The sequence below is a fragment of the Kluyvera sp. genome (assembly GCF_965301105.1).
The window spans coordinates 12,944-25,164 of the sequence record NZ_CBDKZX010000017.1 but is presented as its reverse complement, the minus strand read 5'-3'; the positions used below and the strand labels follow the sequence as shown (position 1 = coordinate 25,164).

The following is a 12,221-nucleotide window of genomic DNA, read 5'->3' as shown; positions in this document are numbered from 1 at the left end:
GTCATCAGGAGTATTAAGCTATGCGTATTAGTGGTCTTCATAACTCAAACGCGATGCTGGCGCAGCTTGGCGCCAACAGCAGCCGCGTCTCCAAGCTGATGGAACAGCTGTCGACGCAAAAGCGTGTTAACGTGCCGTCGGACGATCCGGTAACGGCCAGCCGCCTGGTGCAGCTGAACCGTGAACAGTCGGCAATTAAACAGTACCAAAGCAACATCACCAGCCTGAGCGGTAAGCTGTCGGTGCAGGAATCGCATATTACGGCGATGAGCAACCAGGTGCTGGCGGTGAGCGATAAGCTTAAGCTGGCCAACAACAGCACCCTGAGCCAGAAAGATTTGGCGAGCTACGGCGCGGAGCTGGGGTCGATGCTGGACTCGCTGGTCGCCTCGATGAACAGTAAGAACGAGAGCGGCAGCTATCTGTTCTCTGGCACTAAGACCAACACCAAAGCGGTCGAACTGGTGGACGGTCAGTACGTGTATGGCGGTAACGATAACTCGCGTGAAACCATCGTAGCCAACGGCGTGTCGATTACCGAAAACACCAATGTCGCGCAGGCGTTCTCTGGTTCGGGCAACGATCTTGATATGCTGAACAAGCTGAAAGAACTCAGCGAGAAGATGCAGGATCCGAATCTGAGCTATGCGGATTATCAGGACGACATCTCCGCGATGATCGACATGACCCAGACCACCAGCGATAGCCTGGGCGCACTGTTTACCGATCTCGGTGGCCGTCAGAATCGCCTGACGCTGATTGACGATGCGCACACTGACGTGAGCCTGTCGAACTCGCTGGTCGAAACCGACCTCAACTCGGCAGACTCCGCGACCACCACCATCAATTTACAGCTGTACATGACCTCAATGCAGATCACCAATAAGGCCTACAGTATGGTCAGTCAGCTCAATCTCTTCAGTATGTTGTAATTGGTTATGCAAGTTGGTTTAAAAACAGGCTCTCTGACCACCTCCGCCCCGGCAAATGCCGGGCGCGGTTCCATTGGCGCTCCTCAGACCGTGGGGCGCGTTAACGCCCCTGATACGGTCACCAACCGCAGCGCGTTTCCGGAAGCGGCGCTGCTTTCGCGGCGCCCGATGCGCTATAACGTGCAGCTCAATCAGCAGCTGACCGCGGTGCAGCAGGCCGACAGCTACCTGGCGAAGACGGAAACGCAGCTGTTGCAGCTGCGTCAGTCCGCCACTCGCGGCGGTGATGCCAGCGCCCAAACTCAGGCGCTGCAAAAGCATCTCGCGCGCCGCACGCAGCTCTCCGGCGGGACGGTCGATCGTCATCTGACGGCGTCGCTGGAACAAAAAAGTACGGTGAATTTTACCCTGCCGGGCAGCGAGAAATTGCTGAGCCAGCCTGGGGGCGAAACGCTGGTCTTCTCGTTGGGCGGTCGTCAGCGTGAGATGGCGGCCGTGGTGTTACCGGAAGAGGCGACGCCGCGTCAGACGCTACTCAAGCTGAACGTCGGCTTAGGGCGTTTAGGGATTCACGCCGCGCAGGCGGGCGGTGGAAAGCTGATCTTTAGCGTCGACGAAAGCCGCTGGGATCGTGTGAGCCAACAGCTTACCGTACGCGGTGAAGGCCAGCATTATCCCGCTGACGCTTTCACGCTACTGGCACCGCAGGCGGAAAGCGCCAGCAGTGATGAAGTGCTGGCGCTGTCGACGCGTCGGGAACGAGAAGGGCAGATGAAGCTGCAAACCACTCTCGATCACATCACCAGCCAGCGCAGCAGGCTGCGTCAGCAGCAGGAGCGAGTCAGTTCGCGTATCAACGATATGGCGACAGTCTATAGTCCACAGCAGGCGCTGGAGACTTCGCGCGGTTTGAGCGAAGCGCTGGCACGCAGCGGCAGCAGCTATAGCGCGCTCTCACAGGCGCTGGGGACCCAGGCCAATGTGCATCTGAGCACGGTGAAAAACCTGCTGGGCTAATGAATGTAAAGGCCTACAATCGTAATGAACGTAGGCCTGATAAGCGCAGCGCCATCAGGCAGATGGCGCTATTTCGGCATTGGATACAGGAAAATCGAACCATTCTGCCCGACAACCAGCGATTGGTTGCTCAATGAGATCGGCTCCATCCAGTAGTTGGAGTACATCAACTGATCCACAAGCCCTTCAATCATCAACCCTCTTTGCTCTGAGCTGTAGTAGATGGGCGTCAGGTTAAAGTAAATCCGTCCCTGCTTTTTCTGCGTAGGGGTAAACTTCCCTTTCAGCACAAAGCGGTTGTCGTCAGGGTTGGTGATGTTTGCCATCAGAACGTTGCGCACGGTGTGCAGGTTGACGTTGTAAATCTCTTTACGCTGCGACATCAGATCGTAAAAACCCATCTGAAAGCCGCCCGTCACCGGGCCAGTTGGCAACGCCGATTCTGACGGCATCAGCTTCGCCGCCAGCAGCCCGCCCAACAGCGCCAGTATGACGACCAGCGCGATCAGCAGATTAATTGGCTTTGCATGTCGCCAGTTCATTGAGCTTTCTCCGGGTCTCTCGCAGGATTACGTTATTCAGCTGTACCGTATCGGTACGCCAGTGGTAAATCGCCATCGCCAGCTGCTTCTTGTCGCACTGGTTGCTCAGCATAAAGCTGTAGTTCAACGACGAGTTGTTGGTGTGGAAGTACACGTTCATCGTGGCAGACTGCATTTTGATTTGCTGGTTCAGCGCATACAGCGAGTCTTTTAACTTGCCGTAAAGATTGGCGGACATATACGCCGGATCCCCCATCGCTTCTACCGTGTAGAGGCGGATATTGCTGTAGACGCCGGGCTGGACCTCACGCGCAACCAGATGCTCTGCGCGCCCGCCGAATAAATACCAGCAGACACCTGCAGTGGCGGTAGCGGTCAATAAGATGACCAGCATAAACGCGAGCATGCCTGAGCGGCGCTGTTTTGGCGCGGCGACCACCGCAGCTTCCGCTACGGGTTGAATGTCGGCCGCTTTTTCGGCCACTTCAACGATGGCGTCAGTCTCTGGCTGCGGTGAGAGCAGATAGTCTTCCTGGACGTCACGCTCTTCTTCCGGGTCGCTGACCTCATCCTCGTCTTTTTCCACCACGCAGCAGTATTCGGCCTCCAGCAGGTAGCCTTTGCGCGGGATGGTTTTAATAATTCTCTGGTTTTTGCCGTCATCTTCCAGCGCGGTACGCAGCGCGTGGATAGCGTTTGGCAGGCTGTTATTGCCGATCACCCGGCGTTCCCACACCAGGTTGGTCAACTCTTCGCGGGTGAAGATTTTTCCCGCGTCCTGCACCAGGATATCCAGCAGCTTGAGCTGATACTCCCCGAGGCGTTTTCGTTCCCCGGTGGTGAGATGGAGAATGGATCCTGAGGTGACGTCAACCAGCCAGTTGTTTACGGAGCAATAGCGTTTATTCATTTATGCGTTATGGATTCAACCACCCCAGTAATATCGTGACAACCGCGCGGATACCCGAAAATCTCAGCGATTATCTGATTGAGTTGATAACTCCATTTAGAATTCTTAATGAATGCCGCGTGCCTGCGGGAAATTAAAAAGCGGACGTTATGTTCTTCTGTAAGAGGCGTGAGTTTGTTGAAACAACGGAAACGTTTTTGTCTGTAATACACCTCAACAGGAAGGAATCATTTTTTCCTGCGCCCTTTTTACGCGATAAAAGTGTGATGCGCAACAGGCTTTTTAGCAATAGTGGCGGCTAAAAGGGGGCTGATTTTGCTGAAAGTTAACATCCATCGTTAAATAAAACTTATGTTAATTAAGTGATCTCTTGGTGAATTAAATGTGTTATTGGTGTGATCTAAATGCTGGTGAGTATTATTTGCGGGATGTGAGGTGGAAGGAGAAAAAATGGATTTAATTTTTTATTTTATTGTGTCGCTTTAAACCAGATTTGTTTTTATATGGCGGAAATACGAATGATGGTTGAGATATAATATGCCAGGAATTAATGTTACTAATTAAATATGGTGAATGTAAAGAAAAGTCAGGGCTGAAAATAAAATTGGGATATTTTCAAAAATAGGCTACAGGTGCGCAAAAAACGAACTTGAATATGGGTTTAGTCTGGTAGTTGCGCAACAGATAAGGGATGAATGGAAGAGTTATCTCATTTCTTGGATTTTTTAATGGCTATGAAATCAATTGGTTATGATTTGTTTTGGTGGAAAAATGAGCGATTGATATTTATCGATTTAATCTTTGTTCCCGCCGTGTCGTCTTGAGTTATTACAACATCTGAATCACCAGGACGAAAAAAGGAATCATTATGTCTCTTTCTATCTTTACTAGCGCTTCTTCCATGGCATCCACCAATGCTCTGAACAAATCCAACAACCTGCTGTCCACCGCGATGGAACGTCTGGGCACCGGTAAACGCATTAACTCCGCGGCTGACGATGCGGCTGGTCTGCAGATTGCTACCCGTCTGCAGGGCCAGACCAACGGTATGACCGTTGCACAGCGTAACATCTCTGACGCGACTGCGATGCTGCAGACTGCGGAAGGCGCGTTTGATGAAGTAAGCAACATTATGTACCGCATGAAAGACCTGGCAACCCAGGCAGCGAACGACACCAACAGCGCTGACGATCGTACGGCGATCGGTGCGGAAATGACCGAGCTGAAAAGCGAACTCAACAACATTATGAACAACACCAAATATGCGGGTGACAACCTGTTTGGTGCAAGCGGCAAACTGGCTGATACCATGAACTTCCAGATCGGTTCTTCCACCGATGAGAAACTGGCGGTCGACGTTTCCGGCGAGCTGGCTAAAATCGACGTATCTGGCGGTCTGTCAATCGACGTAAGTGATTTCGATAAGTCCCAGGCAACCATCTCTGGTCTGGAAGCGGCTATCGCTAACGTCGGTTCCATGCGTTCCGCTCTGGGTGCGAACATCAACCGTCTGGGCCACACTGCGGCTAACCTGGCGAACATGAAGGACAACACCGACCTGGCGCTGAGCAACATCCAGGATGCTGACTACGCGACCGAAGCGTCTACCATGACCCGTAACCAGCTGCTGGTACAGACCAGTATGTCCATGCTGAAAACCTCCAACAGCATGTCCAGCATGGTGACCTCTCTGCTGGGTTAATCCTTCACGGATTATTGCAGGAAAAAACACCGCTGTATGGCGGTGTTTTTGTATCCGACCCCTCCTTTCCCCTGCCGGAAAATGCGGAAATACCTGTTCCTGCCATTATTTAATTCATTGATAAATAACAACTTAAAAGTTGGCACGATAGTTGCTAAATCAATTGCATATCGATCGTGGCTTGCGTGCCTGGAGAACCTACTATGTCTGATTTTGACCCGAATACACTGGCCACCCAGCTGGCAGGCTATGACATTCTTGCGCTGCAAAACTCGATCACTAAGCAGACCACTACGTTACAGGCGCAGACTAAAGCGCTGGATTCGCTGCGCACGGCGCTAACCACCTTCCGCACCTCCATCACGGCGTTGAACTCCAGTTCCGCCAGCGTGTTGAAGAACGTCGCGACCATGAACCAGGAAGGTATCGCCACCATCACCGCCAGCGCCAGCGCGCGTAAAGGGACCTACAGCCTGAACGTCACCCAGCTGGCGACCGCCCAGCAGAAGACGTTTGAGGGAATGACAGACCAGTCCGTTAAAGACGCTACCGGTACGCTCAAAATCACCCTGGATGGCGAAGAGATCGAAATCAACATGGATGGCCTCAACAGCCTCTCTGATTTCGCCGCAGCGGTGAACAAGGCTGATTTCCCCAGCGCGTCCAGCTCCACCACCGCCACCACCGGCCAGAACGGTATTACCGCCTCGCTGATGCGCGTCAACGGGGAAGTGACGCTGATTTTTAACAGCGATCAGAGCGGCGCGAAGTACGACATCCAGATGGATACCAGCGGGATGACCGGCGGGGCGGAGATGTTCGACAAGCCGGAAATTATTACCGACGGCAAAGATGCCATCTTTACTCTGGGTGACTCCGATAAAAAATACTACAGCAGCTCCAACACCCTCGATGACCTGGTCGACGGCGTCTCCATCAAACTGACCAGCACCACCGAAACGGGTAAGCCACTGGTTATCTCTATTGATACCGACGTTACCGAAACCAAGAACCAGGTCCAGGCGTTCCTCGATGCCTACAACACCCTGCGCGACACCATTTCTGGTCTGACCGCGACCGGCAGTTCCAGCACTGACCGCGGCGCTTTTGCCGGCGATGCCAGTATTTCGACGTTAGGCACCGAACTCAGCAGCATGCTGCGCGGCACCTTTGGCGATCAGAACATGAGCAAGTTCGGCATCACCGCCGACAAAGACGGCAAATTCTCCTTCGATGCCGACAAGCTGGAAGAGCAGCTGAAAAACGACCCGCAGACCGTGGCGCAGTTCTTTAACGGCAATGACGGCCTGATTAAAGCGATGGATAAAACGCTGGATAAATACCTCAGCTCCACTACCGGCCTGCTGAAAGGGCGTCAGGATACCCTCGACCGTCAGCAGACTGATATCGACAACAAAACCGCAAAAATGGAAACGCGCTATGAGTCTTCGTACAACCGCTACCTCAAGCAGTTTACGCAGTTGCAGTCGCTCATGACGCAGATGAATAACACCACGAGTTTGTTTAGCTAATTTTCTAAGGGAACCCATCCTCAATGTACGGTAATGAGCAGGAAGGCTACGGCCTGTATCAACAATCCGATCTGGCGATTCAGGCGGCGGCAGCCAACCCGCACCAGCTGGTGCTGATGCTGTTCCGCGGCATGATGGATGAGCTGGTACGCGCCAAAAGCCACATTGCGGCGCGTCGCTATGAGCGTAAGGCGCAGAGCATCAACAAGTGCATCGATATCCTCAATGCGCTGACCAGCTCGCTTGATTTTGACAAAGGCGGCGAGTTGGCGCTGAGCCTGGCGAATCTTTACGACTACTGCGTTTATCGTCTGTACGACGCCAGCAATAACCTCTCCATCGAGCAGATCGAAGAAGTGGAAGCGATCCTCGGCAACCTGCAGGACGGCTGGGAAAAAATGGGTCAGGCGGCATGAGTATGCAACACGCGATTCAGACGCTGACTCAGGCGCTACGTCAGGCGACGGAAGACCACAACTGGCCTTCTGTCGTCAATGTCGATGCCAAAATCGCCGAACTGCTGGCGGCTATCCAGGGCAAAAATCTGGCGGTGGCCGAGCGCCAGGCGCTGGATAACCTGAAAAAGGTGCACCAGCAGGCGCGCGATTACTGCCAGGGCCAGAGCGATATGCTGGCCGCCAAAATGAGCCTGGTGGCGCGTAACCGCGAAGGCGCAACAGCTTACGCCCAGTTTATGGACGATGAGGGGATGCGCTGATGGATATTCTGAACCTTTCACAGGGCGCGTTGAGCGGCTCCGGCCTGCCGATGCAGGCCGAATCTATCGCCGGGCAGATGGGGCAAAACGGTACCGCGCAAACACCAACCGCTTTCAGCGACGCATTGCTTAACGTCATTGACTCGATGATGACCGGGCAAACGCTCCCGAGCTCGCTGGCCGTGAGCGCGCATCCGGTCTCCATCGATGACAAAGACGACGATGCTGATCCGCAGCAGTTGAGCGGCGCGTTGTTGAAAGACGACTCTCAGCAGCAACTGCTCGAAACGCTGTTGATGACCAGTCAGATGCCGGTGCAGACCGCCAGCTATGTCAACGTGGCACAGCCCGTCGATGATGCGCTGATGGCGAATGCGCAGACATTGATGGCGCCGCAGGCGTTGACGATGGGCCTTGCGCCATCGCTGCAACAGCAGACGATGACTGCGCCGAATCTTGCCACTACGGAGACGGCGAGCAGCGTCCTGCCGAGCGCTCAGCCGGTTTCCCCGATGCTGATGACGGCGATGACGCCGGTCGCCGCGATGCCTGGGCAACCGTTAGACAGCAGCAACAGCATTTCTCCGGCAACCGCCTCCACCGCTTCGCCGGTCACCACCACGCTGAAGATGGATCCTGAGCCTTCTCGCTGGAGCGAGCAGTTGCAAAGCGCACTTGGCGATCGTTTGCAGGTGCAGGTGAAGCAGCAGATCCAGCACGCCACTATCCGTCTCGATCCGCCGGATATGGGCAAAATCGATATCTCGATGCAGGTCGACAATGGCCGCGTACAGGTACAGATCAACGCCAGCCACGCCGAAGTTTATCGTGCGCTACAGCAGACCAGTAACGACCTTCGCCAGAGCCTGACAGAGCAAAACTTCGTGCAGGTGAACGTGCAGGTGTCTTCCCAATCCGGGGGGCAGCAGCAGGGCAGAGGTCAACATTTCGCCGAGCAGCACAACGCCATTCAGGCGGGCGCGGAGCTGGCAGCCAACGTATCGGCTACCCAGGATTCCCGCAGCGATGACTCGGTACTCATGACGGTTTAAGACAAAGAAAAATATGAACGCAAAAACTCTCTCTTTCGGTCTCATTATCGCGCTCGTCACCGCCATGCTGGCGGCAGGCATGACGGTAGTTGGCACGCATCTGCTGCGCATGGATGAAGCCACTGGCAGTAGCTTCCTGTCGGGTATGTTCTCCAGCTCTGATAAAGGGTCCGTGGAGTTCGTGGAAATTAAAAACGTGGTGATCACCCTGAAAGGCAAAGGGCAATCCGAGCGCTATCTGCTGCTGGAGCTGAACCTGGCGACCAACGGCCCGGAAAATACCCGTAAAGCGCAGGACATGATCCCGGCGGTGCGAGGTGCGACGGTGAGCCTGCTCTCCGATCTGGACTATGACGAAGTGCGCGGCATGAGCGTTAACGTCCTGCACGACAAGCTGCAGGCCGCTTACGCGGCGCGCTTTAGCAGCCTGAAGATGGACGTGCCGTTTGACGACGTCATCATCAGCAAAATGGTCTTCCAGTGATAGATACGCCGCAATGGAAATGATGGACTTTATTGCGAGTGACACCCTGACGCCGGCAGACGAGGCGCGCTATGTCAGCGCGTATCTGCCGCTGGTGAATCGGGTGGTTAAACAGCTCTCATACCAGACCAGCAGCGTCATCGACCGCGAAGATATGGAGCAGATTGCCCTGATGGGTCTGCTCACCTCGCTGCGCCGCTACGGGCACCCGGACGAGCAGTTTGCCGCCTACGCCGTACAGCGTATTCGCGGCGCGGTGCTGGACGAACTGCGCCTGCTGGACTGGCGTCCTCGCCGCCTGCGGCAGAAGACCCACAAACTGAATGACGGTATCCGCGAAATTGCGCGCCAACTCGGGCGGACGCCCAGCTTCGAGGATATTAACCGCCACCTGTCGATCACGGCGGAAGAGTACCAGGAATATTTATTGCTGGATTGCGCCAAAACGATAGAGAGCCTGGATGAGCTGTTAGGGAATGACGTTCACGCCGGGGCGCTGGATAGCCGACCGCTGGAAGACGAAGTCGTCGTCAGCCGGACGCTACGCAGCGCGCTGGCAGCGCTTGATGAGCGTGAACAGCTGATCCTGACGCTTTATTACCAGCATGAAATGAGTCTGAAAGAGATTGCCCTCGTCCTTGATTTAACCGAGGCCAGGGTCTGCCAGCTCAATAAAAAAATCGCCCAAAAAATTCAGTCTTTTTTCCAGAAGTGAAAGGTTTATGCAGAAATTCTTCGGTATCGTAATCATCATGGGATGCGTGGTTGGCGGCTTTCTTATGTCCGGCGGTCACCTCGCGTCGTTCTGGCAACCGGGTGAAATTATCATCATTCTGGGCGCCGGTATGGGGGCTATGGTCCTCGCTAACCCTCGTGCCGTGCTGTCTGAAATGTACCGCCAGTTCCGCGGCATTATGCGCAAAAACGAATACACCAACGAGTATCAACGCCAGCTGCTGATGCTGCTGTACGAACTGCTGGAACTGGTGCAGGACGGCGGTCTGAAGGTGCTGGATGAGCACATTGAAGCGCCGGAAAACAGCCCGCTGTTCCAGAAATACCCGCTGATGCTGCGTGACAAAGCGCTGGTGACGTTTATCTCCGATAACTTCCGCCTGATGGCGATGGGTAAGATCAACGAACACGAGCTGGAAGGCATCCTCGAGCAGGAGCTGGTGGCGATGGAAGAGAACCTGCTGCAGCCGTCACGTTCGTTGCAGCGTACCGCAGAAGCGATGCCGGGCTTCGGGATCTGTGCGGCGGTACTGGGGATCATCATCACCATGCAGTCGATCGACGGCTCTATCGCGGTGATCGGCGTGAAGGTTGCCGCCGCGCTGGTCGGTACCTTCCTCGGCGTCTTCTTCTGTTACTGCTTAATGGATCCGGTGGCGAACGCCATGGAACAGCGCACCAAAAAACAGCTGGCGGTGCTGGAGTGCGTACGTACGGTGCTGGTCAACCACGTTGCCGGTAAGCCGACGCTGCTGGCGGTGGATGCGGGCCGTAAGATGCTGCCGATGGACACCAAGCCGACCTTCGCGACGCTCGACGGTTGGGTTAACCAGATGATTGGTGAAGCCTGATGCGCGGGCGCAACAAAGAACATACCACCATCATTAAACGCTCCTCGCGCAAAAGCCATGATGCCTTTCATGGCGGCGCGTGGAAGGTCGCGTTCGCCGACTTTACGCTGGCGATGATGGCGCTGTTTATGGTGCTGTGGATTATGGGCGCGGTGACGGAAGAGGAGCGTAAAGAGATCGTCTCGCTGCTCAACGGTGAGTCCATTTTTGAGGGCAACAATATCACGCCGGTGACGCAAAAAGAGGGTAACGGCGGACAGATCGCGCTGCTCGATAGCCGTCACGCGAAGCAAAAAGAGCTGCTCAAAGAGCAGGCGAAGAAAGACACCGAGTTGGCGAAGCAGCTTAAGGGCACTGAAAGCCTCGGTGACGTGAACGCGCGTTCCAAAAATGAGATTGAAGATCTCGCGCGCATCATTATGAAAATCACCTCGGCCTACGACGCGCAGGCCAACCTGAAAATGGAGATTGTGCCGCAGGGGCTGCGCATCCTGGTGACTGACGATCAGAAGCGTGAAATGTTCCAGCGCAGCAGCGCCATCCTGACGCCGTTCTTTAAACGCCTGCTGACCGAATTTGCCCCCGAGCTGAACAAGATAGACAACAAAATCATTATTACCGGGCATACCGACGCCACCCGTTTCCGCGACCAGGTGCTCTACAACAACTGGAACCTCTCCGGCGAACGAGCGATGCAGGCGCGATCGGTACTGACCCGCAGCGGCCTTGAACCCGGCAAAATTTTGCAGGTAAGCGGCATGGCCGACCAGATGCTGTTGGACCCGGAACATCCGCTCAGTTCGGCTAACCGCCGCATCGAAATCATGGTGCTGACGCACTCGGCCAGTGAATCGCTGTATCAATTCTTTGGCCAGCACGGCGAGAAGGTGATCAAGCCGTTAGCCGACAAGCTCACTCAAAACCCATAGCCTGATTAACGTTGTGAAGAGTTTTATTTTTACCATCCCTTTTGTACCTGTTCGGGCCGCCTTTGCCCGTCAGGTACTCTTTTTTTTCCTCTTTTTGATGCTGCTGATGTCCGCAGGGTTCGTCAGCGCAAAGCCGCAGCCGGTGAAAGCGCCAGCGGCCAAAAGCGACAGTGAAGCGCAAAAGCGCAAACAGAACCGCGCCCGCCTGATGGCGAAAGCGAAGAAACGCGCCGTTGTGGTTCCGCCCACGCCGGAGCAAAAACGCCGCGAACTGGCGAATCAGCAGGCCGAACGGGCGAAAAACCGTGAAATTCTGGCGATGCACACCCGCTGGCAGCCTGGAACGCTGGGCGGTTCAGAAGCGCTGTGGGATGAAGTCCAGGACGGGGCGGTCGCGGCGAAACGTCGGGCACCGAAGAACATCGCGAAGCTGCGTACGGTGATCCATCGGCTGGAAAGCCAACTCGGGAAGCCTTACCTGTGGGGCGGCAACAGCCCGACCGACGGCTTCGACTGTAGCGGACTGGTGTTCTACGCCTTCAATCATGTGCTGGACCGCAAGCTACCGCGCACCGCCAACGGCATGTATCGGGATAACGGCCTGAAGTCGATTCGCCAGAACAGCCTGAAGCAGGGCGACCTGGTCTTTTTCAACATTAACCAGCGTCCCGGCGCGGATCACGTTGGCGTATACCTGGGCGATGGGCGCTTTATTGAAGCCCCGCGTACCGGGTTAAAGATTCGTATCAGCCGGTTATCCGATGATTTCTGGCAATCACATTACCTTGGCGCACGCCGCGTCCTGTAGGCCGGCGTG

Annotated in this window: 14 protein-coding genes; 12 read left to right on the top strand and 2 right to left on the bottom strand. The window is 55.1% G+C overall.

What is annotated here, in order from left to right:
- The first annotated feature begins 20 nt into the window (after positions 1 to 20).
- Both flgL and ACW14G_RS09100 read left to right on the top strand, forming a co-directional pair.
- The gene (gene flgL / locus ACW14G_RS09105; protein ID WP_167574759.1) at positions 21 to 932 is read left to right on the top strand and encodes a flagellar hook-associated protein FlgL; all 912 of its coding nucleotides are present in this window, start codon (positions 21 to 23) and stop codon (positions 930 to 932) included.
- A 6-nt stretch (positions 933 to 938) separates the two neighbouring features.
- Complete coding sequence (locus tag ACW14G_RS09100; protein ID WP_167574760.1) at positions 939 to 1,949, top strand: hypothetical protein; 1,011 nt, start codon at positions 939 to 941, stop codon at positions 1,947 to 1,949.
- Between the two features lie 68 nt (positions 1,950 to 2,017).
- Here the strand turns inward: ACW14G_RS09100 and ACW14G_RS09095 are convergent, their stop codons facing one another.
- Positions 2,018 to 2,491 (bottom strand): hypothetical protein, encoded by a 474-nt coding sequence (locus ACW14G_RS09095; RefSeq protein WP_167574761.1) that lies wholly within the window; start codon positions 2,489 to 2,491, stop codon positions 2,018 to 2,020.
- Positions 2,463 to 3,401: a winged helix-turn-helix domain-containing protein gene (locus ACW14G_RS09090; RefSeq protein ID WP_167574762.1), complete on the bottom strand. Its 939-nt coding sequence runs from the start codon at positions 3,399 to 3,401 to the stop codon at positions 2,463 to 2,465. The genes ACW14G_RS09095 and ACW14G_RS09090 overlap by 29 nt, the downstream gene beginning before the upstream one ends.
- A gap of 868 nt (positions 3,402 to 4,269) precedes the next feature.
- Here ACW14G_RS09090 and ACW14G_RS09085 point away from each other — a divergent pair.
- The 10 genes from ACW14G_RS09085 to ACW14G_RS09040 all read left to right on the top strand — a co-directional run bounded on the left by ACW14G_RS09085 (position 4,270) and on the right by ACW14G_RS09040 (position 12,212).
- Complete coding sequence (locus ACW14G_RS09085) at positions 4,270 to 5,103, top strand: flagellin N-terminal helical domain-containing protein (protein ID WP_167574763.1); 834 nt, start codon at positions 4,270 to 4,272, stop codon at positions 5,101 to 5,103.
- Positions 5,104 to 5,306: 203 nt separating this feature from the next.
- On the top strand, positions 5,307 to 6,635 hold the full coding sequence (fliD, locus tag ACW14G_RS09080) for a flagellar filament capping protein FliD (RefSeq protein ID WP_249022571.1): 1,329 nt from the start codon (positions 5,307 to 5,309) through the stop codon (positions 6,633 to 6,635).
- Positions 6,636 to 6,658: 23 nt separating this feature from the next.
- On the top strand, positions 6,659 to 7,051 hold the full coding sequence (fliS, locus tag ACW14G_RS09075; protein ID WP_167574765.1) for a flagellar export chaperone FliS: 393 nt from the start codon (positions 6,659 to 6,661) through the stop codon (positions 7,049 to 7,051).
- Entirely contained in the window at positions 7,048 to 7,353 is a 306-nt protein-coding gene (locus ACW14G_RS09070; protein WP_249022572.1) for a hypothetical protein, read from the top strand. The genes fliS and ACW14G_RS09070 overlap by 4 nt, the downstream gene beginning before the upstream one ends.
- On the top strand, positions 7,353 to 8,405 hold the full coding sequence (locus tag ACW14G_RS09065) for a flagellar hook-length control protein FliK (RefSeq protein WP_249022573.1): 1,053 nt from the start codon (positions 7,353 to 7,355) through the stop codon (positions 8,403 to 8,405). The genes ACW14G_RS09070 and ACW14G_RS09065 overlap by 1 nt, the downstream gene beginning before the upstream one ends.
- A 13-nt stretch (positions 8,406 to 8,418) precedes the next feature.
- Positions 8,419 to 8,889 (top strand): flagellar basal body-associated FliL family protein, encoded by a 471-nt coding sequence (locus tag ACW14G_RS09060; protein ID WP_167574768.1) that lies wholly within the window; start codon positions 8,419 to 8,421, stop codon positions 8,887 to 8,889.
- Between the two features lie 13 nt (positions 8,890 to 8,902).
- Entirely contained in the window at positions 8,903 to 9,604 is a 702-nt protein-coding gene (locus ACW14G_RS09055; protein ID WP_191091017.1) for a FliA/WhiG family RNA polymerase sigma factor, read from the top strand.
- Positions 9,605 to 9,611: 7 nt separating this feature from the next.
- Positions 9,612 to 10,475 carry a flagellar motor stator protein MotA gene (gene motA / locus ACW14G_RS09050; protein WP_167574770.1) on the top strand — a complete coding sequence of 288 codons (864 nt, stop codon included), beginning with the start codon at positions 9,612 to 9,614 and terminating at the stop codon, positions 10,473 to 10,475.
- Positions 10,475 to 11,404 (top strand): putative lateral flagellar export/assembly protein LafU, encoded by a 930-nt coding sequence (gene lafU / locus ACW14G_RS09045; RefSeq protein ID WP_249022574.1) that lies wholly within the window; start codon positions 10,475 to 10,477, stop codon positions 11,402 to 11,404. The genes motA and lafU overlap by 1 nt, the downstream gene beginning before the upstream one ends.
- Before the next feature lie 13 nt (positions 11,405 to 11,417).
- Complete coding sequence (locus ACW14G_RS09040; protein WP_249022575.1) at positions 11,418 to 12,212, top strand: C40 family peptidase; 795 nt, start codon at positions 11,418 to 11,420, stop codon at positions 12,210 to 12,212.
- The last annotated feature ends 9 nt before the right edge of the window (positions 12,213 to 12,221 follow it).